This window comes from Corynebacterium evansiae (assembly GCF_027570065.1).
Classification (GTDB): Bacteria; Actinomycetota; Actinomycetes; order Mycobacteriales; family Mycobacteriaceae; genus Corynebacterium; species Corynebacterium evansiae.
In genome coordinates, this window is sequence record NZ_JAKMUT010000003.1 from 223000 (window position 1) to 245527 (window position 22528).

The 22528-nt window shown below is 62.1% G+C and carries 20 protein-coding genes; 8 read left to right on the forward strand and 12 right to left on the reverse strand.

Annotated elements, in window-relative coordinates; all coding sequences use genetic code 11:
- Positions 1-185: 185 nt before the first annotated feature.
- Together L8V00_RS04635 and L8V00_RS04640 are read right to left on the reverse strand one after the other, a co-directional pair.
- Positions 186-836, reverse strand: a complete 651-nt coding sequence (locus L8V00_RS04635; protein ID WP_269944332.1) for an LGFP repeat-containing protein — start codon at positions 834-836, stop codon at positions 186-188.
- 132 nt (positions 837-968) lie between these two features.
- Positions 969-1676, reverse strand: a complete 708-nt coding sequence (locus tag L8V00_RS04640; RefSeq protein ID WP_269944333.1) for a LysR substrate-binding domain-containing protein — start codon at positions 1674-1676, stop codon at positions 969-971.
- Positions 1677-1713: 37 nt separating this feature from the next.
- Between L8V00_RS04640 and L8V00_RS04645 the strand changes: the two genes are divergently transcribed.
- Positions 1714-2082, forward strand: coding sequence for a DUF5997 family protein (locus L8V00_RS04645; protein WP_035005793.1), 369 nt, complete (start codon positions 1714-1716; stop codon positions 2080-2082).
- 728 nt (positions 2083-2810) lie between these two features.
- The gene (locus tag L8V00_RS04650; protein ID WP_035004419.1) at positions 2811-3986 is read left to right on the forward strand and encodes an acyl-CoA dehydrogenase family protein; all 1176 of its coding nucleotides are present in this window, start codon (positions 2811-2813) and stop codon (positions 3984-3986) included.
- 9 nt (positions 3987-3995) lie between these two features.
- On the opposite strand, the gene L8V00_RS04655 is transcribed toward L8V00_RS04650, so the two are convergent.
- From L8V00_RS04655 to glyA, 3 genes are all read right to left on the reverse strand, one after another.
- Positions 3996-4796, reverse strand: coding sequence for an enoyl-CoA hydratase/isomerase family protein (locus tag L8V00_RS04655; protein ID WP_269944334.1), 801 nt, complete (start codon positions 4794-4796; stop codon positions 3996-3998).
- A gap of 123 nt (positions 4797-4919) precedes the next feature.
- Positions 4920-5558, reverse strand: a complete 639-nt coding sequence (locus L8V00_RS04660; protein WP_269944335.1) for an isochorismatase family protein — start codon at positions 5556-5558, stop codon at positions 4920-4922.
- A gap of 36 nt (positions 5559-5594) precedes the next feature.
- Entirely contained in the window at positions 5595-6905 is a 1311-nt protein-coding gene (glyA, locus tag L8V00_RS04665; protein WP_034985784.1) for a serine hydroxymethyltransferase, read from the reverse strand.
- Between the two features lie 176 nt (positions 6906-7081).
- On the opposite strand from glyA, the gene coaA reads away from it, so the two are divergent.
- Positions 7082-8008 (forward strand): type I pantothenate kinase, encoded by a 927-nt coding sequence (coaA, locus tag L8V00_RS04670; RefSeq protein ID WP_239200284.1) that lies wholly within the window; start codon positions 7082-7084, stop codon positions 8006-8008.
- Between the two features lie 57 nt (positions 8009-8065).
- On the opposite strand, the gene L8V00_RS04675 is transcribed toward coaA, so the two are convergent.
- The 3 genes from L8V00_RS04675 to mca all read right to left on the reverse strand — a co-directional run bounded on the left by L8V00_RS04675 (position 8066) and on the right by mca (position 10310).
- Complete coding sequence (locus L8V00_RS04675) at positions 8066-8836, reverse strand: isoprenyl transferase (RefSeq protein ID WP_239200286.1); 771 nt, start codon at positions 8834-8836, stop codon at positions 8066-8068.
- 10 nt (positions 8837-8846) lie between these two features.
- Complete coding sequence (locus tag L8V00_RS04680; RefSeq protein ID WP_034985789.1) at positions 8847-9266, reverse strand: hypothetical protein; 420 nt, start codon at positions 9264-9266, stop codon at positions 8847-8849.
- A 135-nt stretch (positions 9267-9401) separates the two neighbouring features.
- Positions 9402-10310 (reverse strand): mycothiol conjugate amidase Mca, encoded by a 909-nt coding sequence (mca, locus tag L8V00_RS04685; RefSeq protein ID WP_269944336.1) that lies wholly within the window; start codon positions 10308-10310, stop codon positions 9402-9404.
- 109 nt (positions 10311-10419) lie between these two features.
- Here mca and L8V00_RS04690 point away from each other — a divergent pair, with 109 nt between their 5' ends.
- Positions 10420-10854: a DUF4307 domain-containing protein gene (locus L8V00_RS04690; RefSeq protein WP_035004424.1), complete on the forward strand. Its 435-nt coding sequence runs from the start codon at positions 10420-10422 to the stop codon at positions 10852-10854.
- Positions 10855-11001: 147 nt separating this feature from the next.
- Positions 11002-11523, forward strand: a complete 522-nt coding sequence (gene greA, locus L8V00_RS04695) for a transcription elongation factor GreA (protein ID WP_035004425.1) — start codon at positions 11002-11004, stop codon at positions 11521-11523.
- 1045 nt (positions 11524-12568) lie between these two features.
- Here the strand turns inward: greA and L8V00_RS04700 are convergent.
- Positions 12569-13474, reverse strand: coding sequence for a Bax inhibitor-1/YccA family protein (locus tag L8V00_RS04700; RefSeq protein WP_269944337.1), 906 nt, complete (start codon positions 13472-13474; stop codon positions 12569-12571).
- A gap of 206 nt (positions 13475-13680) precedes the next feature.
- On the opposite strand from L8V00_RS04700, the gene L8V00_RS04705 reads away from it, so the two are divergent.
- Positions 13681-15282, forward strand: a complete 1602-nt coding sequence (locus tag L8V00_RS04705; RefSeq protein ID WP_070487895.1) for a succinic semialdehyde dehydrogenase — start codon at positions 13681-13683, stop codon at positions 15280-15282.
- 84 nt (positions 15283-15366) lie between these two features.
- Here L8V00_RS04705 and L8V00_RS04710 read toward each other — a convergent pair whose 3' ends face one another.
- The 3 genes from L8V00_RS04710 to L8V00_RS04720 form a co-directional block, all read right to left on the reverse strand.
- On the reverse strand, positions 15367-16485 hold the full coding sequence (locus L8V00_RS04710; protein ID WP_239317273.1) for an NAD(P)-binding domain-containing protein: 1119 nt from the start codon (positions 16483-16485) through the stop codon (positions 15367-15369).
- 7 nt (positions 16486-16492) lie between these two features.
- Complete coding sequence (locus tag L8V00_RS04715; RefSeq protein WP_035004429.1) at positions 16493-17191, reverse strand: SDR family oxidoreductase; 699 nt, start codon at positions 17189-17191, stop codon at positions 16493-16495.
- 79 nt (positions 17192-17270) lie between these two features.
- Entirely contained in the window at positions 17271-18917 is a 1647-nt protein-coding gene (locus L8V00_RS04720) for a bifunctional ADP-dependent NAD(P)H-hydrate dehydratase/NAD(P)H-hydrate epimerase (RefSeq protein WP_269944338.1), read from the reverse strand.
- 201 nt (positions 18918-19118) lie between these two features.
- Between L8V00_RS04720 and L8V00_RS04725 the strand changes: the two genes are divergently transcribed.
- Both L8V00_RS04725 and L8V00_RS04730 read left to right on the forward strand, forming a co-directional pair.
- Positions 19119-21203 carry an acyltransferase family protein gene (locus L8V00_RS04725; protein WP_269944339.1) on the forward strand — a complete coding sequence of 695 codons (2085 nt, stop codon included), beginning with the start codon at positions 19119-19121 and terminating at the stop codon, positions 21201-21203.
- A 138-nt stretch (positions 21204-21341) separates the two neighbouring features.
- Entirely contained in the window at positions 21342-22517 is a 1176-nt protein-coding gene (locus tag L8V00_RS04730; protein WP_269944340.1) for a hypothetical protein, read from the forward strand.
- Positions 22518-22528: the final 11 nt, after the last annotated feature.

The window sequence follows — 22528 nt, forward strand, 5'->3', positions numbered from 1 at the left end:
TTTACATCCGGGAAACGGATGAGGTGGGTAGTTGTTACTTGCTTCGGACATCCTCGACGCTAGGCGCACCGCATGGAAATTACATTGTTGTCAGATGAACTCTGGGTAAACATAGAAAGCCCCAGGCTTCGGGGCATTTCCTGCCCCTCACCTGGGGTTATCAAGTTCTACTTGAAGGTTAGAACTTAGCGCTTCTCGATGGTCTCGGTGTACTGACCGGACTCATCCTTTGCCCACGTGATGGTGCCGTTTTCGAAGGACTGGGTCCAGCCGTTAGCTGCGTCGCCCTTCTCCGGAGCAGTCGGCAGACCCAGCTCATTGTCCAGACCGCCACCGTTGTTCCAGGTCTCGCCGATCTTGCCGATCAGCGGAACTGCACCGTGGCCCTTGGAGTTAGCGATCCAACCCTTCTCGAAGGTTGCCAGGGAGCCGTTCTCGCCCTCGGTGAACTCGGCCAACTTACCGAAGGAACCGGACTCGCCGCCCTCGTTATCCCAAGCGGTCTTGACGTCCTTCGGCAGCTCCACCTCTTCACCGCTAGCGGTCTGGACCTTCTCGGTCTCGCCCTCAGCATCTGCGCCCTCGGCGCCCTCTGCACCCTCAGCGTCAGCGTTCTCGGAGCCCTCGGCCTCGGACTCGCCGCCCTCGCCTTCACCGGCCTTAGCGGTAGCGGAGTCGGCAGCCTCGCCTGCCTTCTCGGTGGCGGAGTTAGCTGCGTCGCCAGCCTTGTCCTTGGCGTCCTCTGCATCGTCAGAGCACGCAGCAACGCCGAATACCAGGGATGCGCCTGCAGCCAGTGCCACTGCGGATCGACGGAAACGCTTGTTGGAGTTCATTACTAATACCTTTCTGTCAGTTCTTTTTCCGCTCTCGCTTTTCGCAAAAGCGCTACCCCTCCAGTCGTAATAGCCCTCCAGCGAAGAATGCACGCCCTGTTTAGGATTTTTAATCCAATCGAAATCAATCCTTTATTTTCGCCGCGCGCCTTGGGAGGTCTTTTTCTTCCCTCTTTTCTTTGTTTTATCTGCACTTTTATTGACGCCACCACGTCCCTGTTTAGCCACCTGTCGCGAGCTGCTCGCGGTGCGCCCTTTACATATCCCGACGAAGTCCTGGATGACGTCACTGTCGGATTCGGTGAGCCACATCAGGGCCACGCGGGTGCGGGGGCACGTGGTGGCGTCAATCCCTAAAAGATCCCGATGCACCACCCCGCGCTGGTTAATAGCCCGCAGCAAGGGGCGCGGCGCGACGGCGATACCAACGTTTGCGGCAACAACCTGCAGGGCTTCGCGCAGAGCTGCCACATCATCCCAGCCGGTAGGCGGGGTGACGTACATGAGTTTCTCGTCGGCCAGCTCCCGGAAGTTGATGGAATCCATGACCTTGACGGGATGCTCCTTGGGGGCGGCAACGCCGATCTGCTCCTCGTAGAGGGCAACCTCGTGCATGTCGGCCGGGCGTTCGAGCCCCTCCGCCGGGAGGCGAACCAATGCAACATCCGCCTGGCCTGCGCGAATATAGGGCAACGGATCGTCGGTGCCCGCGCTGGCGATCTTCCACCCGGGAACCCGCTCGTCGAAGCGCCGGAACCATTTGTCCGGCTGCACACCCGTGCTAAAGACAACTTTTAGGTGCTGGCGCGGCTTCGCGGCGCGGTTTTGCTGAGTGGGCATGGCACCAATAATAGAGCCGTTCATTAGAATGATGAACATGACTGACGCGAACCCGAGTTACAAGTCCGGCCCGCCAATGAAGCCCGCCACCGCCGCAAAGAAGCTGGCCATTTACCTTCCGGCTACGCCGCAGGAGTTTCAGGATTCCGCACTTACCCACGAGCAGTTTGTGGAGTTGCAGAAGAACCCGCCCGAGTGGCTGCAGACGCTGCGCCGGGAAGGCCCGCACCCCCGCCCCGAGGTGGCTCGCAAACTGGGCATTAGCATTACTTCACTAAAGAACAATGACATGGATAAGCCCCTCACTACTGCGGAGATTAAGGCGTTGCTTGAAAAGCAGCCGGAGTGGCTGCGGGAGGCTCGCCATAAGTTGGCTAGTGAGCGCGAGGAGACGGGGCGTCAATAAGTTCAGCTAGAGGCGGCACAAGAATAAGAAAAAGGCGAGGATAAGCCCGATATTTCGGACCTTTCCTCGCCTTTTCGCCTTTGGCCATTGACCTTCGGCCTTCGATGGTGACGAGCCATCAGAAGCTTTATCCGGTAAGCAACCTCCAGGTGACGAGACTGAAGGTTGCCGAGTAACCGGATGAACAACCACAGCACCTCGGAGGAGAAAGTGGCTACCGATGCTCATGCGCTTCGGGGAGAAGAGAGAAACCCTCATCGCATGAATACTGCGCCGGCAACTGAACTTTCGACAGGTGCTGCAACATATTCCACAACTGCAGTGCGCCTCAGGTGACTAGCCTGCGACACACCCAAGAGGTTAGCCAAGCCTCACCTGGCTTGTCAATATTTAAACAACAAAAATGTTGAATAAATCGCTGAGCTGGGCTTTTGCTTGGCGGGGGTAGCTAAATGGGCCCGCAGGGGTGAAGCAACAACCATGTGTGGCACATAACAGCGTGTTTTCGCCCAATATCGAGGGGTTTTCTTGTACTTTCGCCCCAAAGAAATGCTATTCTCATAAACAACGCAGAGATGCACGTCACAATAGCGATGTAACATCGAGCTGCAACACACAGAAATCTCTATAACCGACATTGCTGCCACTGGCGCTACGCACGCTACTGGTATTCCAGTAGTTCAAGTTCGGCAGTTCAAGCAGCCAACGTCTTGGTTTGAAAGGAACCCATGAAGAACTTCCTGCCACGCAACATTTTCGAAGAAGAGCACAACATGTTCCGCGAGGCCTGCGCGGACTTCGTGAAGGCCGAGATCGCCCCGAACGTTGACCGCTGGCACGAGCAGGGCTACTGCGACCGCGAGATGTTCCAGAAGGCCGGCCAGCAGGGCCTGCTGGGCATGATGGCTCCGGAGGAGTTCGGCGGCGGCGGTATGGAGAACGACTACCGCTTCAACGCTGTGCTGACCGAGGAGCTGGCTAAGGCTGACTCCGGTTCCGTTATCGTGGGCATCCAGACCATCAACGACCTGGTCATCCCCTACCTGCAGCGCTTCGGCAACGACGAGCAGAAGGAGCGTTTCCTGAAGCCGCTGTGTGCCGGTGAGAAGATCGCCGCACTGGCAATGACCGAGCCGGGCGCAGGTGCCGACCTGGCTGGCATCCGCACCTTCGCTAAGAAGGACGAGAACGGCGACTACATCGTCAACGGCGCGAAGACCTTCATCTCCAACGGTGTCCAGGCAGACTTCACCCTGCTGGTCGTCGTCACCAACCCGGAGAAGGGCCGCGCAGGCGTTTCCATGCTGATCGTTGAGGACGGCATGGAGGGCTACACCAAGACCGGCCCGCTGAAGAAGGTCGGCCTGAAGTCCCAGGACACCGCTGAGCTGTCCTTCGAGGACACCCGCGTTCCGAAGGAGAACCTGCTGGGCGAAGAGGGCGCCGCATTCGGCTACCTGCGCACCAACCTGGCACAGGAGCGCCTGTCCATCGCCGTCGGCTCCATCGCTACCTCCCGCCGCGCATTCGACCTGGTTTACAAGCACTCTCAGGACCGCAAGACCTTCGGTCAGCGCCTGATCGACCACCAGGCATACCGCTGGGAGCTGGCCAAGATGGCCACCAACATCCAGGGCTCCCAGTCCTTCGTTGATGCCTGCATCATGGAGAAGGTCAACGGCACCCTGGACGAGGTCACCGGTGCAATGGCTAAGTACCAGACCACCGAGCTGCAGATCGAGGTTGTCAACGAGGCTCTGCAGCTGCACGGCGGCTACGGCTTCATGCTGGAGTACCCGATCTCCACCCACTACCTGGACTCCCGCGTCCAGCCGATCTACGGCGGCCCGAACGAGATCATGATCGAGATCATCTCTCGCCGCCTGGCCAAGGGCGATAGCTAGGGTCTAGCCTTACTCCCCCTTAAACTGCGGTGGTCGCTTTCCTAGGAAGGCGGCCACCGCTTCGCTATGGTCGGCGGTGTTAAACAGGCGCAGCTGTGCCTCTGCCTCCGCTGCGGCAGCCTCGCTGATCGCCGCAGTGTTCTTCACCAGTGCCTTCATCTCCTTGTACGCCGCGGTCGGGCCGGCGGCGAAGTTGTTCGCCAGCTCCTCCACCGTTGCCTCGAGCTCCGTCGGCTCCACGAGCTGTTCTACCAGGCCCAGCTCTGCGGCTTCCTCGGCGGGCACCTTGCGGTCCAAGAGCAGCAACTGCAGGGCCTTCGCACGGCCCACGCAATCCACGAGGGTCTGTGACAGGCCCGAATCCGCCGCCAGCCCCACGCCTGTGAAAGCGCCCTTGAAAGAGGCGGCGGTGGACATCACGCGGAAGTCGCAGGCCATTGCCAGTCCCCAACCCGCGCCTGCCGCCGGCCCCTGCAGCGCGGCGATCGTCGGCACACTGATCCCGGCGAGGAGCTCAGTCATCGGGTTGTACTCCTCCACCACCTTTTCCATCCCCGTGCGGTTTTGCGTATCCCGCAGCTGTTCCTTCAGATCCTGCCCGGAGCAAAACGCCTTACCGTTGGCGCGCAGCACCACGGCACGCACCGCGGAGCCTAGTTCTTCGGAATCCTTTTGTGCGTTGCGGAAAGCCTCAATCAGCGCAAGACGCAGCTCTTTGTCTAGAGAATTGTATGCTTCCGCACGGTTGATGGTGATGTATCGTACGCCGGCCTTGTCCTCGACCAGCACAAGATTAGTGTTTTCGCTCATACGGGTTACGCTACGTGGAACACGTGCGTAAAGCTGCGTTTTGGCGCAGATGTTGTCGCGGTTTTTTGTTTAGCGACGCCCCCACGCCATCGACCGCCTCATGCCCCGCTGGCGCGGGGATGGCTAGCGGGGTTGGGCGATAACCTCGGCGCCGGAAGCCCTGAGGGCGTCCAGAGCCTGGGTAGCGCCGTCCTCGCTTACCGCAGCGCAAAGATCCTCAATGACCGTCACGCCGAAGCCCGCCTCGAGCGCATCTTCGGCTGTAGCGCGCACGCAGAAGTCGGTGGCGATGCCCACGATCGTTACGTTTTCTACCTCGTGGGAGTTCAGCCACTGCTGCAGTGTCTGCTCCTCGCCCGCGAGGTGGCCTTCAAAGCCGGAATAGGCGGCGGTGTATTCGCCCTTGTGGAACCAGACGTCCACGAGTTCAGGGTTCAGCTCGGCACAAACCTGTGCGCCGTGGGTGTCGGCTACGCAGTGGACCGGCCAGGTGTCCTTGTAGTCTGGCTCCTCCCCCTCTGGGGCAAAGTGGCCTTCGGGTTTGATGTGCCAATCCTTGGTGCCGACGATGAGCGGGCGGGCGGCAGCCGAGGAACCGTCGCCGGCTTCGGCTTCCTCCTCCTCGGCATGCACCAGGCCACCCAACCAGGCGTTGATCCCCCGCGCCACTTCTAGGCCTCGGTCGGTCCCCAGGGAACCATCGACGAAGTCGTTTTGAACGTCGACGACGATGATTGCATCCTTCGCCTGCGTGCTGACCATAGTGCTAAACCCCTTTTCTTAAGGTCGCTTGCCTTCTTAGACCAGCTTCCAGTCTTCCAGGCCCTCGTACAGCGGGAAGTCCTCGGCGATCTTGTCCACGCGGGCGCGCAGCGCAGCAATGTCCGCATTGCCGGCCAGAGCGGTACCGATGACATCTGCGACCTCAGTGAAGGCCTCGGTATCCAGACCGCGGGAGGCCAGAGCAGAGGTACCGATGCGCAGGCCGGAAGTGACCATCGGCGGGCGCGGGTCGAAGGGTACAGCGTTGCGGTTGACGGTGATGCCAACCTCGTGCAGCAGGTCTTCGCCCTGCTGACCGTCCAGCTGAGAGTTGCGCAGATCAACCAGCACCAGGTGTACGTCGGTGCCGCCGGTGAGAACCTGCACACCAGCGTCCTTCGTATCCTGAGCGTTCAGACGCTCCGCCAGGATCTTCGCACCCTCGAGGGTGCGCTGCTGACGGTCGCGGAATTCGTCAGTCTGCGCCACCTTCATGGCCACGGCCTTAGCAGCGACGGCGTGCATCAGCGGACCACCCTGCTGGCCCGGGAAGACGGAGGAGTTCAGCTTCTTGGCGTACTCCTGCTTAGCCAGGATCATGCCGGAACGGGGGCCGCCCAGGGTCTTGTGGACGGTGGTGGAAACCACGTCGGCGTGCGGAACCGGCGACGGGTGCAGGTCTGCAGCAACCAGGCCAGCGAAGTGCGCCATGTCCACCCACAGCTTCGCCCCGACCTCGTCGGCGATGGACTTGAAAGCTGCAAAGTCCTGGTGGCGCGGGTATGCGGACCAGCCGGCGATCAGCACCTGCGGCTTCTCCGCAATGGCCTGCTCGCGGATCTTGTCCATATCCAGGCGAAAGGTCTCCGGATCCACTTCATAAGCGGCAACCTCGTAGAGCTTGCCGGAGAAGTTCAGGTGCATACCGTGGGTCAGGTGGCCACCGTGGGCCAGGGACAGGCCCATGATCTTATCGCCGGGGTTAGCCAGGGACATTAGGACTGCAGCGTTGGCCTGTGCACCGGCGTGCGGCTGCACGTTGGCGAACTCTGCACCGAAGACCTGCTTGGCGCGGTCGCGGGCCAGGTCCTCGACGACGTCCACGTGCTCGCAACCGCCGTAGTAACGACGGCCCGGGTAGCCCTCGGCGTACTTGTTGGTGAGCACCGAGCCCTGCGCCTGCAGCACGGCGCGCGGCACGAAGTTCTCCGAGGCAATCATCTCCAGGGTGGTGCGCTGGCGGCGCAGCTCACCTGCGATGGCTTCTGCGACCTGAGGATCCAGCTCCGCCAGAGGAGTGTTGTGCTGTTGCGAGTTCTGAGTGGACGAATTCTGCGGAGAAGTCACGTCTACCAAGGCCTTCCATTGTGGATGAATCTAAAAAGATAAAACCGGTTGCTTATCTGCCTCACTATCATAGCGAGTGCCCGTGACACCCCATACCCAACCCACAGCCATCCCATTGCGGTCCTCCGGCCGACCGATGGCGATCCAATTTCACCTTGCCCCATTTTCGGGGCACAATGGGTGCTATGACTTCCCCCAGCCCTTACATTGAGCTGGACCGTACTCAGTGGCGCACCTTAAGAAAGTCGATGCCCCAGGTCCTCACCGAAGATGAACTGGAACAGCTCCGCGGCATCGGCGATGAGATCGACCTAGAAGAAGTCTCCGAGGTCTACCTCCCGCTGTCCCGCCTGATCTTCCTGCGCGTCGAAGCGCACCGCAGGCTCAACGCAGCCACTGAAACATTCCTCGGCGAGGCAATGCCGCAGATCCCTTACATCATCGGCGTCTGCGGTTCCGTCGCCGTAGGCAAGTCCACCACCGCTCGCGTGCTGCAGGTTCTGTTGCAGCGCTGGGAGACAAACCCGCGGGTGGACCTCGTAACCACCGACGGCTTCCTGCTGCCCACCGCAGAACTCGAGCGCCGCAAGCTCATGCACCGCAAGGGCTTCCCGGAGTCCTACGACCAGGCGGAACTGCTGAGCTTCATCACTAAGGTGAAGTCCGGCACCCAGAAGGTGCAGGCGCCGGTGTACTCCCACGAGGCCTACGACCGCATTCCGGACCAGACCATCACCGTCGACCGCCCGGACATCCTCATCGTCGAGGGGCTGAACGTTTTGCAGACTGGCCCCACCCTCATGGTCTCCGACCTCTTCGACTTCTCCGTTTACGTCGATGCCCGGCGCGAGGACATCGAGGATTGGTACATCGACCGCTTCCTGCGCCTGAAGAACACCGCGTTTAAGGATCCGAAGGCGCACTTCCACCACTTCGCCAACTTCAGCGATGAAGAGGCCACCGTGGTCGCTAGGGAAATCTGGCAGACCGTGAACCTGCCGAACCTCATGGAAAATATCCTCCCCACCCGCGTGCGTGCCTCTCTGGTTCTGCGGAAGGGCCCAGACCACCTGGTGCAAAAAGTGCGGATGCGGAAGATCTAGCCCCGCGCTCTATCGCGGGCAGTTATCGTCCGCGCCCTATCGCCGGCTATCCCCGGCTTAAAGCCCGAAGCGCCGGTGCCGCTGCGAGTAGTCGCGCAGCGCGCGCAGGAAATCCACGCGACGGAAAGCCGGCCAATAAGTATCGGTAAACCAGATCTCCGAGTACGCGGACTGCCACAACAGGAAACCAGATAGGCGCTGCTCCCCCGACGTGCGGATCACCAGGTCCGGATCCGGCTGCCCCGAGGTGTACATGTGATTCCCCAGCGCCTCGGCGGTGATTGCCTCCGCCATATCCTCCGGCGCGGTCCCCTGCTCCGCCAGCTCGGCCACGAGGGTCTGCACCGCATCCACGATCTCCTGGCGCCCGCCGTAGCCCACCGCCACGTTCACGCGCACACCCGTGTGATCGTCCGTCTTGGCCTGGTTTTCCTCCAGGCGAATGCGCAGCTGTTCAGGCAGTAGCTCTAGGTGGCCGACGGTGCGCAGCTGGAAACCGGCGTCAGAATCCGCCAATTCCTCGGCAACATCACCAATAATGCTGCACAGCAACGACAGCTCCTCCGGGGAGCGCTTTAGATTTTCGGTGCTGAGCAGGTACACCGTGACGGTTTCGATCCCCAGCTCGTCGCACCATCCGCACATTTCCGCGATCTTCTTCGCCCCCACGCGGTGGCCGTGCGATACATCCGTAAACCCGTTCTCGCGCGCCCAGCGGCGGTTGCCGTCGGCCATGATGGCGACGTGCTTCGGCCGTGGCTTATCGCGCAGCGAGCGCGCCAGGCTGGCCTCGTACGCTGGGTATAGCAGCTGGGGGATGCGGTTCACGGTGTTGATCCTACTGATGCTGGTTCGGGGGTTCTTCGCCATCCTTATTGACGCCCTTAGCCCGCGCCCGTTCAGCATCAATAGCAGCCGGGCCGGTCAGTGTGCCGGAGGAGGGCAAGAAACGCTCATCTGTCTGCGGCACCTCAGTTCGGGCAAACATGGAGCGCTTGCCGGCAGTTTCGTCGAAACCCTCGGCCTTCATTGCAGCTTCCAGCTTCTCCGTGTCGAACAGATCAATGCCACGCGCATCGGCGAAAGCCTGGCGACGCTCGAGGCGGCGGATGCGCTTGTTCATGGCGAAGCCGATGAGCAGCACAACCAGCAGCAAGATGACGATCACGAACAGGCCCACGGGGGCGGCCTTACCGAACTCGGCACCCTTCGGGCCGGTGCGCTCTGCCTGCGCAATGATCCAGGTGGCGGTGTTCATCGCTGGAAACTCCTTCTTGTTATCTGCCCATTAACTGTAGTTTGTCGCCCGCTTGTGGGGAAACCCTGCACTGCGTGAATCAGGCTTGCGCTGCGCCAGTCAACCCTGCGCTGCGTGAATCAGCCCAGTACTGCGCTAATCCGCTGATTCCAACCCGGCGAAAAGTTCCGACTCCGGCAGCTCGCTATGCACGCGCGACTGTGCGAGCTCGAACTCCTCGGTCGGCCACACCTGCTGCTGCAAGTCCATGTCCGCCAGGAAGAACGCCCCCTTCGGGTCAATCTGAGTGCGGTGGGCACGCAGCGCATCATCGCGGCGCTCAAACCAGTCGGCTACATTCACGCGGGTGGTCACGCGAGAAAAGATATCGGGCAGCTGCCTCCACATCTCCAAGTGCCGCAGGACGTGCTCCGGCAGCTGCGCGCCGCGCTCGTACATGGCGGTGGCCAGGTTCTCGAAACGCTCGCGGATGAACCCGTGGGTGTAGTACAGCTTCTTCACCTCCCAAGGTTCGCCCAGCTCCGGGTGGTAGTTCGGGTCGCCGGCAGCCTCCCAAGCACGGACGGAAACCGCATGCACCTTGATGTGATCCGGGTGTGGGTAACCGCCGTACTCGTCGTAGGTGATGAGGACGTGCGGACGGAACTCACGCACCACCCGCACAACGTTCTTCGTGACCTCTTCCGTGTCCTGCAGTGCAAAGCATCCCTCCGGCAGCGGCGGCTTCGGGTCGCCCTCCGGCAGGCCGGAATCCACATAACCCAACCACTCATGCTCCACCCCCAGGATGGAGGCCGCCTGAGCCATCTCCTCGCGGCGCACCTCGATCAGATCTCCGATGCCCTGGTCGGCCAGCTCCTGCATCTCTGGGTTCAGAATGTCCCCGCGCTCACCGCCGGTGCACGTCAGCACCTTCACCCGGTGCCCCTCATCAACATAGCGGGCCATCGTGGCTGCACCCTTGCTGGATTCGTCGTCCGGGTGCGCGTGAATCGCCAGCAGGCGATAACGCGGCGTATCTACGGAAGATGTCTTTTCACTCACGCCAATACAATCTACTACCCAGCCCTCCCCTACCCAATAGAGCCACCGGTCCGGGCAGGCCGGGGACGTGGGCGTCAATAATAAAAGGGTGGGCTAGACTAGAGACATCATGAACGCGGCGAAAAAGAGCATCCAAGAAGAGCGCTACGGCGAAACGCGCAACCAGAAATTCTCCGGGAAAATCGTTGTAGTAATCCTGGCCGTAATGCTGGCAGCGGCGCTGACTTATGCGGTCACGCAGTTCATGCGTAATTCGGAAGCGGATGTCACGGCGCAGGAATCCGGCGGCGAGATCGTCTCGGACGAGCGCATGACCATGAGCATCGACGTCACCCGCAAGGATCCCTCCAAGCCCGCGTACTGCATCGTCACCGCCCTGGACTACGACAAGAACGAAGTCGGGCGCCGCGAGTTTGTCGTGCCACGCGGCGGCGAAGAAGTAGAGCGCTTTCTGGTGGACATCCCCACCCGCGAACGCGGCTACGCAGCCACGGCCTACGGTTGCTCCGCCACGCTGCCGCCGCACCTCGACCCGCGCGACTAGGCCGGAAGGCTAAGCCGACCCGCGCGACTAGGCCGGGCAGCCCAGGTAGCCTGGCGCCCAGGTGCTACACTTTGCACGCCTACTTAATAATCTATTGACGCCCACGTGAGAGACCGCGTCAACCTTCAACGAAGATGGGAGAACCCAATGGCCGAGAACCAGACTCGCTGGCTGACCCAGGAATCTTACGACCGACTGAATGCAGAGCTGACGGCTCTGAAGGAGAACCGTCCGGTGCTGGCAGCCGAGATTAACGAGCGCCGCGAAGAGGGCGACCTGAAGGAGAACGGCGGCTACCACGCAGCCCGCGAGCAGCAGGGCCAGGAGGAGGCTCGCATCACCTACCTGGAGGAGCTGCTGGATAACGCCACCATCGGTGAGGCTCCGCAGGAGTCCGGCGTGGCACTGGTTGGTTCCGTGATCCACGTCTACTACGACGGCGACGAGGACGATAAGGAGACCTTCCTGATCGGCACCCGTGGCCTGGAGTCTTCTAACCCGGACCTGGAGACCTACTCCACCGATGCTCCGCTGGGTGCGGCCATCGTCGGCGCCAAGGTCGGCGAAACCCGCGAGTACCAGACCCCGACTGGCGATACTGTATCTGTGACGATCGTGGCAGCTGAGCCTTACGACCCGGACCTGGACGTTCCGCGCGCGGAGCAGTAGTTCCTGCCGGTTGAGCTGGGCTTTAGCTGGGCTAGTTTGCGGCTGGCTGGGCTTGCCCGGGCTAGTTTGCGGCTGGGCTTTTAGCTGGGCTGGCTGAGCCGGTTGCATTTATGAAGGGCGCCTGCGGGCGCCCTTCTTGTTTTCCTCTGCCTTGCGGGCCTCCCCCTGCAAGGTCCAATGCCACTCCGGCGCGCCCCACTACCTCCCGGGCTCAATGCTTGCCCCTACAGGATCCAATGCCACTCCGGTGCGCCCCAATACCTCCCAGTAGTGTCCAATGCTGCCGCGGTGGCACCTTTCCCACCCGGGCAGCGCCTTGTGCGCCCCCTCGGAGGGGTTAAATGTCGGAAAAGTTGCAATTTGTTATTGGGAGACATTCTCACTTACCTAAACTTGCAGGTCAGAGCGTTTTGGTATTCACGCATCGATAGCAGGAATTTTAGTTTTGCAACTTTTCCGACATCTAGGCCTGAGAACTGCAATTTTTCCGACATACCCCCGCCCCGCGCTCCCCTTTTCTCTACCCCGCCATTCCCCTTAGCCCCTTCCTGAAAGAGGTTAAACCTCCAGATGTCGCCAGATCGAGAATACGCAGGGGGAAGTGTCGCTAGTTCGGGAATACGCAGGAGGGAACCCCGCCAAATCAGGGCAATACCGGGCTGGATGTCGCTAGAACGGGAATACATTCTTGATAACCATTCTCAACTATAAGAAAGTGCAGGTCAGAGCGCTGCGCTTTTGTCAGGCTGATTGGTCGCGCCCGCGTATTCCCGATCTAGCGACATCTGTCCATGTCCACGCCCGCGTATTCCCGATCTAGCGACACTTCCCCCTGCCGGCGCCCACGTATTCCCGATCTAGCGACATTTCCCCCCTTAGCTGCGAAACCTCCCGCATACAGACAGCAAAATTCCCCGCCCTAGCGGCAATATCCCCCGCACAAGAGCAGCCAACTCCCCCTCTCCGCACACCGGCAGCAGAAAAAGGCTCCCGGTAAACCGGAAGCCCCTCAACTAACAGCGCCCCAGCGCTAGCTCCTAAAGCGCTAGTCCCTGAAGTAGGACAGCAGGCGCAGGATCTCGGTGTACAGCCAGACCAGGGTGACGGCCAGACCCAGTGCCACGCCCCAAGCCATCTTCGACGGAGCACCCGCGCGGACCAGACGATCCGCCTGGTCGAAGTCCAGTAGGAAGCTCATGGCAGCAATACCGATGCAGACCAGGGAGAAGATGATGGCGATCGGGCCACCGTCACGAAGGATGCCTGCGGAGCCCGTAACCAGCGCAAACACCAAGTTGCCCAGCGCCAGAACCAGGATGCCGATCATGGCGCCCACCAGGAAGCGAGTGAACTTCGGAGTCACGCGGATAGCACCGGTCTTGTACACAAACAGCATGCCAATGAACACACCAATGGTTCCCAGAACCGCCTGGGCGATGAGCATGCCGGCGTCAGTATCACCAACCGCAGCACCAGACAGCAGGAACGTAAAGCCACCAACAAACAAGCCCTCAAAAGCCGCGTAGGTCAGCGTGACCGGCGCGGAGTCGTACTTCTTGCCGAAAGCAGAGACCAGAACAGCGATCAGGCCACCGATCATGCCGACGAAGGTTAGGCCCATCGCGATGCCAGAGTAGCTCAGGCCGATGATGAAGTTCACCACCGCCAGAGCAATGATCACGGCCAGCGTGATGCCGGTCTTCGTAACCACGTCATCGACGGTCATCGGACGGTCGGCGCTGCCGGCCTGGCCGTAGTTGGCTGCGTCCTGCATGCCGTAACCCATAGCGGCGGTCTGTACACCGCCGTGAGCGGAGGTCGCGTAGGGGTTCATCCCCTGCTGGCCATAACCGCCCTGCTGGCCGTAGCCACCCTGGTTGCCCTGTTGTGCGAACGGGTGCTGGCCCTGGTTCTTGGCCAGCGACCCCATAAACGGGTTCGAGCTCTTCATTCTTTAGTACTCCAAAGTTGTGCTGGTCATTTTCGGTGCCGGAGCCTAGCAATAAGCCACCGGCGCTTTCGCGTACATCCTACCAACGGCTAAGCCTGCTTAAAGGTTCCCACAAGCAAAAGTTCGCACTCCCGCACCCTATTCATTTGCTTAGAAATGTTCTAGATCGAACACACTCCCCCGGCCTTTTAGGTAGTCTCCCAAACATGAAACGAACCAACTACAAGCGCCTATCCGTAGCCGCTCTGCCCGCCGACCTGGAAGTAGAGCTGCGCGAGCTCACCACCAACGCCCGCCTGCACAACCTCAACGACGATTACGACGGCAAGCGCCTGGAGATCGAGGCTCCCTTCCTCGGCGAGACGATCGGCTGGGTCGCCAGCGGTGACGCCGACGATGTCACCGAAGCCTTCCGCTTCGCCCGCCGCGCCCAGCAGTCCTGGGTGCATGTCCCCTTCGCCGAGCGCAAGCGCATCTTCCGCCGCTTCCACGACCTGGTTTTAAAGAACGCCGAACTGCTCTGCGACATGGTGCAGCTGGAGACCGGCAAGAACCGCGCCAGCGCCTTTGACGAGGTCATGGACGTCGCCAACAATGCGCGCTACTACTCCAACAACGTGGAGAAGTTCATGAAGCCGCGCAAGCGCGCCTCGGCGATGTCGATCATGGCGAAGTCCATCGAGTACCGTCACCCGCTGGGCGCGGTCGGCCAGATCAGCCCGTGGAATTACCCGCTGTCCCTCGGCATTGGCGACGCGATCCCCGCGCTCCTCGCCGGAAACGCTGTGGTCGCTAAGCCCGACTCTGCTACGCCTTTTACCTCGCTTTTGGTCTTTAAGTTTCTTTTTGACGCCGGACTGCCGCGCGACCTGGTGCAGTTAGTTACCGGTTCCGGCCGCGTGGTTGGTAGTGCCATTGCGGATCAGTGCGACTTCTTGATGTTCACTGGCTCCACCGCAACGGGCAAGGTTTTGGGCGAGCAGGTTGGTCGTCGCCTGATCGGCTACTCGGCCGAGCTGGGTGGCAAGAACCCGCTGATTATCGCCAACGACGCGGACGTCAACTACGCAGCCCGCGGAGCTATCGATGCGTGCTTCTCTAACTCCGGTCAGCTGTGTGTTTCCATCGAGCGCATCTACGTCGAGCGTGCATCCTACGAGGATTTCGTGGGCGCGTTTTCCTCTCGCGTGCAGTCCATGAGCCTAGGCAGCGGCTTCGAGTGGGAGACGCAGATGGGTTCGCTGGCTTCCGCCAGCCAGCTGGAGACCGTGGAGAAGTACGTGGAGGACGCCCGCGAGAAGGGCGCGAACATCCTGTGCGGTGGCAAGAAGCGCCCAGATCTGGGGCCGTACTTCTACGAGCCGACGGTCATGGTGGACGTTCCAGAGGATGCGCTGCTGCGCACCGAGGAGGTCTTCGGGCCGGTGGTGTACATCGAGCCGGTGGAGGATCTGTACGACGCGATCGAGCTGGCCAATGACACGGACTACGGCCTGAACGCTTCTGTGTTTGCCGCCGACGACACTGCCTGGAAGATCGGCCCGAAGATCGAGTCCGGTTCGGTGGCTCTGAACGATGGCTACACCTCCAGCTGGGCGGCCATCGATAACCCCATGGGCGGCATGAAGGAATCCGGTGTCTCCCACCGCCACGGCGCGGAGGGGCTGCAGAAGTACACGGCAACACAGAACGTCACCTCGCAGCGCTTCATGTACTTCCGCGGACCGGAGTCCCTCAGCCGGAAGAGCTTCTCCAAGGTCATGCTCACCCTGCTGAAGGCCGGCAAGACCTTCCGCATGCTGCCGTAACTGTGCTGAAGTAGCGCCGAAACTGCGCCGTAGTTTCACAGTAGGCCTTGCGGCAAAGCCCGCCGCGCGATGCTCGCGCTACCGTCACCCTCGGGTGGCCGCCACTACCTCGGCGGCCACCCTTTTTGCATGCACTCCAACGCCAGTGATGGTGGCGGAGCCTGGACCCACCCAATCGCCATAGCCCACGAGGAAGAGGCCGGGGTGCTGGGGCGAGGGGGCGTCACCACGAAAAGAGAGCAACCCGCGAAAAGGGCCGAGGGCGGGGCGGAAGCCGGTGCACCAGATCAGGTGGTCGGTGGTGACTTCGTCGAGGGAGGAGAACATCGGGGTGGGGCGCAGGTGTCCGGAGTCTCGGGCGCGGCGGACCGCGGGAAGCATGACGATGTCCCCGAGGCTGGAATCGGCGCCGGGGTCTTCCTTACCTGCGGAAATGGCGAGGTAGCGTTCGCGGTTGCGGCGGAAGAGCTCCGCGCCATCGACGTCGTCCGGCATCCAGCGGGGCGGGTGGCGGACGAACCAGGTGACGTCGGCGACGTCGGCGCCGTCGGCCAGGTCGGCGGCGATCTGTGCTCCCGAGTTAGCCGCTCCCACGACGGCCACGGAGGAACCGGCGAACGGCTCCGGCCCCGGGTAGGTGGCGGTGTGCCACTGCTGGCCAGCAAACTTGCCGGGATAATAGGGAACGAAAGGCGCGGACCACGTGCCCGTGGCGGCGACGACGGTGCGGGCACGCCAGGTGTGGGAGCGCAGGGTGTGGGAGGAGCTAGTCGGGCGGGCAGCGCCGCTACCCGGGCGGGCGTGCAGATGAAACAGCCCGGTCGGCTCGTCGTACTCCACCCGGTCGATATGCACGGGACGGATGACGGGCAGATCGTAACGGCGCTCGTATTCGCGCAGGTAGTCGACCACATGGCCGGGCGGTGGATAGCCCTTAGACCCTTCGTAACTGGGCATCGGCATGCCCGGAAGGTTGGAGAAGTTGGCGGCGGAGAACAACGTCATCGACGGCCACATGTGCCGCCAGGCCCCACCCGGTTCCGGCTGATCGTCGAACACCGCAAAGTCGGGAGCTTTGCGGCTCCGCCTTCCCTCCCGGCGCAGGTAGAAGGCCGTGGCCAGTGCGGACTGGCCGCCGCCGACAATGGCGCAGTCCAGGATGCGGTTTGGATCGCGGTTTAGGTCAGATTCTGGGCGTGCCATGTAATACTTAGCGCCCGTTGGCCGGGCGGATCGTCAGAGACTCGATCATCGCATCGTCCGTCGCATCAACGGCGAGGCGCACGGCCTTCGCCACCGATTCCGGGCGCAGGTACTGGGTTTCGTCGTAATCCGCTTCGGCCACACCGCGGTGGGACTGGATCTGGCGCTGCATGTCGGAATCGACCTTGCCCGGGTGGATGGAGCTCACGCGGATCTTGTTGCGCTGTTCCTCCCGCAGCGCATCGGTGTAGGCGCGCAGGGCGAACTTCGTGGTGGCGTACGGCCCGAAGCCCACGCTGGAGCGGTAGCCCGCGCCGGAGTTGATCGTCACCACGGTTCCGTGCGCCGCCTGCAGCGCGCCGAGCAGCTGCCGGGTGAGCTCCGCAACGGCAAACAGGTTGATGTCGAAGGCGTGTTTCCACTGTTCAGGAGTGGTTTCGGTGACCGGGTCGTGCGCCACCACACCCGCGGAGTGCACCAGCACATCCAGACTATCGAGCCCCAGCTCAGCCACGGCTGCACCGATGCCTTCCGTATCGGCGAGATCCGCCACGAAGCCTTGCGCGCTTGGGAACTGGGAGGCAACGTCGTAGGCCTTCTCCGAGCTTCCGCCGATGATCAGGTGGTAGTCGTCCTGCAGTTCGCGGGCAATCGCCAGGCCGATGCCTCGCGTGCCACCGGTGATCAGCGCGATCTTGCGATCCATTGTTGCTTTCCCTTCTATTGCTCTCGTGTTCTCTTGCTCTGTGCCCTTGCGCGTTCTCGCGTTATTCGTGGTCGGGCGCCTACCCCTGCACCACTGTGCCCAGCCACGCCGTTGCATGCGGGATGTGCTGCGCGATCTTCAGCGCCGAGGTCGGCGCCGGGCCGTACGGGGTAAGGGAGGATATATATGACGCCGCAGCGTGGATAGCCACACCAACCGCAGCTGAATCGACCACGTAGTCTGCCTCGTGCGCCTCCAACTCGTACTGGCCGGCTTCTGTGTATCCGGTGTCCCGAGCCCGCTTGCCGGCATCGCGCGCCACCAGCGCGCCCAGAATTCCCGCTAATACGTCGCCGGATCCGGGAGTAGCGGCCCAGGACGATGCGGTATCGACAACCACAGTGCGCTGTGGGTTGGCGATGATGGTGAAGCGGCCCTTCAGCAAAACCGTGCAGTTCAGTTCACGTGCCAGCCGTTCTGTGGAGGTGATCCGGTCCGGCGATTCCGCCGGCAGTCCGGCCGCCTTAGCCAGCCGGTCAAACTCCCCGTCGTGCGGGGTGAGCAGCGTGGGAGCGTTGCGAGCACGCAGGATCTCTAGAACGTCAGGGTTCTTCGCCAGGACGGTGATCGCGTCGGCGTCCAGAACCAAGGGCTGCACCATGTCTAGTACGGCGAGCAGTTCGTCGCGGGCATCGCGATCCGTGCCGCGACCGGAGCCGACCATGCGCGCCTGCACCTGCCCGGCCCCGCGGACGACGGGGTGCACGACGACTTCCGGGGTGGTCGCCAGAACGTATTCGGGGTGCTCGCCGATGTAGCGCACCATCGAGCTGGTGGTGTTCACCGCCGCGAGCGTGGCCAGCACACCTGCTCCCAGATAGTCTTTGCTACCCGCGCAGATGCCCACTACCCCGCCGGAGTATTTGTCGTCCACTGCCCCCGGCTCGCCGGGCAGCTCCCCGGGCAGAGGTTCCGGACTGCCGAGCAGCTGCGCGGCCAAACCTTCCGGCGCAAGGCGCTCGACAGGCGTGTGCCACAAAGAGACGGCGCTTTGGAGCCTGGACAGCTCGGCGGAAAGCATAGAACCATCGTCCAGGTTGATGTCCTCGCACAGCACCGTCCCGCACGCCGCGCTCAGGCCGTGTGCCCGGCGCAGCCCACCGAAGGTCACGGTCACGTCGGCATTAACGTGCCTGCCCGGCGCCTTGCCGGTATCAGCAACCACACCGCTGGGAAGGTCGATGGCCAACACAAGCGGCCGGCGCTTCCTTCCAGCGCGCACCCCCTGGGCCTCTCGCAGGAACTCGTCGACCTCCACCGGGATCTCACCACGCCCGCCGAGGCCGAACATCCCGTCGACGATCACGCGATAACTGTCTGCTCGCTCCAGGCCGACGAAGCTGCCACCCGCCGCAGTGAAGGCCCGCGCGGCGCGCTCGTGCACGCGGTCGGCGCCTTCGAGCGGGAAGGCCTCGACCTTCCTACCCTGCATCGCAAGAACCGCGCCAGCGTACAACGCATCGCCGCCGTTGCCACCCGGGCCGACCAGCAACAACACGGAACCTTCCGCAGCGCCCGCCGACTCCTCTGCTTTGGCCAGCATCTTTTCCGCTACGACCGCCACTGCGTGCGCGGCAGACTGCATCAGCTCGTCCTCTCGCTGCTCGCGGGGGAACAAAGCCGCCTCGGCCGTGCGGATGTCCTGGGCTGTGTAGAGAGTGCGCATACTTCCCATGATAGGTGTGCAACGCACCTACCCTGCGCTCGAACCAGACCCCAAGCCCCGCCCGCGTGAGGGCGTCCTAAAAAAATCGTTTCCCAAAGGTTCCCCAAAGGGCTAGACTGCAAAGTCTGAACTGACGCGCCGGCAGCGCGCATAAAACCTCATAAGCACCTCACTTTTTGGATAAAGGTTCACTCGCTTCACATGCCTCGCCCAATAAACAAGAATCAGCGGTACGTATCCGGACTCGACGGGCTGCGGACGATCGCAGTTGCCGTGGTTGTGCTGTACCACCTGCACGTTCCCGGCTTCGTCGGGGGACTCATGGGCGTGGGCGTGTTCTTCACGCTCTCGGGTTACCTCATCACCGCGAACCTCATGCGTTCGTGGGATAAGAAGGGCAACTTGACGCTCCGCACCTTCTGGCTGCGCAGGTTCCGGCGCCTTATGCCGGCGGTGATAGTCACGCTGCTTGCCACTCTGATTCTGACTGCGGCGCTTGCCCGCGACGAGCTCACCAATCGTTTCTGGGAAGCACTTTCCGCCCTGTTCTACGTGAACAACTGGCACACCATCTTCCAGGAAAAGTCCTACTGGGATAACTTTGGCGGGCCGAGCCCGCTGAGCCACATGTGGTCGCTATCCGTCGAAGAGCAGTTCTACCTGCTCTGGCCCCTGGTGCTGCTTGTGCTGCTGGTTGTTACCCGCTCGCGGATTGGTGCACTGATTGGCTCTTTGCTGCTGACGGGCGCCTCCTTCGCCTGGATGTGGGTGCTGGCAACCCCGGGGATGGACAACACCCGCGCATACGAAGGCACCGATACCCGTGCCGGCGGCCTGCTGCTGGGTGCGTGCCTGGCGATTTGGCTATCCTCCCGCCGCCAAGCGGGTAAGTCCGTCGAACCTGCGAAAAGCACCGCGAACCTGTTTGGCCTTATCGGCCTGGCGGGCATCGTGGCGCTTGTTGTGCTGGTGGAGCAGGAATCGATGTTCCTGTACCACGGCGGGCTGATCCTGCTTTCCGTCGCTTCCGTGCTGGCGATCTTCTCCGTTCTGCACCCGCAGAGCCTGTGGAGCCAGGTGTTGGGCTTTGGCCCGATCCGCTGGCTCGGCGAGCGTTCCTATGGCATTTACCTGTGGCACATGCCGGTAATTGCCTTCATGCCGCAGTCATGGCTGGAGAACAACAAGCTGCTGGCCAGCATCATCACCATCGGCGTGAGCGTGGCTCTGGCCGCCATCAGCTGGACGCTGATCGAGGATCCAATCCGCAAGCACGGCGTGATCCCGCCGATCAAGGCATGGATGCGCAGCCGCAAGGCAGACCGCGAGGTCGGCGACAACCGCGACGGCTCTGGCACGCCTGTGGGCATTTTCCGCCAGCCGTTCCCCACCTACTTCACTTCCGGTGCCGCTGTGGTGCTGGCCGCGGTGGTCGCTATTGGTGCGACGCCCATTAGCATCAACCCCACGGCATCCCAGCAGGAAGCTGGCGCGGGCAAGGGCGGTGAGCCCGCAATGGAACTGGATCCTTCGCAGCGTCCGGGTGGCGCTGGGAAGGCTGCGGGGCCGCAGAACCCCAATGCTGAGGGGCCTGCCGAAGATGTCGACCAGGAACCGGATTCCAAGCTGATGAGCTGCAAGCGCGTGGTGCACGTCGGCGATTCCACGTCCATCGGCATGTTCGCCAACGACATGGTGAATGACCCCGAGAACACGGCCTTCGAGACGTATCTGAAGTACGGCGCAGAGGAAGTCATCGACAGTGTCTTCGGCGCGCGCAACACCACCGAGGGATGGCAGTCCGAGGACGGTTCACAGAGCTACCCGCCGGCCATCGACTCCGTGCAGGAGCTGCTGCCCACCGCCGCTGGCCCGGATACCTGCTGGGTTATCGCTACCGGTGTGAACGATGCGGCTAACTACGCGGCGGGCGCAAACCTGGCAGCCCCGGAGCGCATCAAGATCATGATGGACATTCTGGGCGACCAGAAGGTCATGTGGCCGACGGTCACCACCAACACCAACGAGGGCTACTACGCGAACTCCAACATGGAGGAGTTCAACCAGGCGCTGCGTGACGCGCAGAAGGATTACCCGAACCTGCGGATCTACGACTGGGCCGCCGAGGCGAAGCCCGAGTGGTTTGCCGAGGGCGATTTCGCCCACTACGGCCCCGAGGGCAACAGCCAGCGCGCCGAGCGCTTCCCCGCTGCCCTGGCCAAGGCCTACCCGAAGTCGAAGGGCGGCCAGCCCTCCGACGAGTTGGTGGTGAACTCCGGACTGTAGGAGCACCCCCCAAGAACGTAAACTCCCAAGAACGTGCGGAAGCACACTAAGCTTCTGTACGTTCTTCTTTAATGCAATGCTTATGCAACGCTCGTGAGATTAGCGCCCATAAGCAGTCCAACGTGTAGGAGCCCAGGCGTGGAATCACCGGAAAACGGCAGCCGGAACCAGCGAGACCAGCGAAGCCAAAGAAACCAGTGGAACTCGCAGAGCTCAGGGCCATCGAATAACACTCGCAGCTCACGCGACTCGCGGAACGAGTGGAGTTCGCGGAACGAATGGAAGACCGTGGTGCGCTCGGACGAGACCCCGGCCGCCGACACCGATGCGGAGACTGGCTCCACCACGCACCCCTCCACGGAGCCTTTCGAGCCGGTATCGCCGTCCCAGCAGCCAGCTTTCAACCCAATTTCAGCCCCAGGTGCCAGCCCCAGCGCAGGTCCCGCACCGGTGTTCGGCCCGGGCATGGCTCCCCCACCTGCGGCGGCGCAGGCTATGGCGCAAGTTCAGCCTCCGAAGAAGAGCTCGGCACTTCTGCCGGCAATCGTCACCTTTATCGTCTGCGTCCTGTTGCTGGCAGGTGGCCTGTTCGGATACAAGAGGCTCACCGAGCCCTCCAACAACGAAGCTGATCCTGGCAAGCCCTCCGCAGCCTCAGGGGCGGCGCCTGACACAAAGGAAGACGAGGGGGCTGACGCAGATCCAGATGCAGAAGACTCCGACAACGGGGACGACTCCGATGGATCCGACGAGCCCGGGGAGCAGTTTGACGCCGCCGACCTGGTCCCACGAATGGCCTCAATGACGGTGCCCGACTTCAGCGTGCTGGAAGATGCCGAACGCTCCGATGAAACGAATTTTCCGGCAGTCACTTTGAGCGATGGCGTGTACGGCGAACCCGGCTATGGTTTCAACATCAGACTCGGCAGCAACGATCCAAGCGGCGATCGCGACAAAATCTCCCCAATCTACGCTCAAGGCGACCTTAACGGTGACGGGGAGGACGAAATCGTCGTGCAAATGTACAGCAACCGGGGAGGAAACAGCTTCGTCAACCACTTCGTGGTGTACGACAAGAACCTCACCCCGATGGGCTACACCCAGGTGGATGACCTAGACGAAGATCTGCCGACGATGGGCCGACGTGGCCAGACAGTTGACGAGGTAAAGATCGAGGATGGAAAGCTGTTCTTCGACTACCTTGGCTACGGCGATTCAGACCCCGCGTCCTCCCCCTCCCAGCGCACGCAGGTCTACCTGACCTGGAACGGCGGCACGGACTTCGAGCTAGCCGAGCCGCCGACCTTCCTCTGACCCCCTGGCCC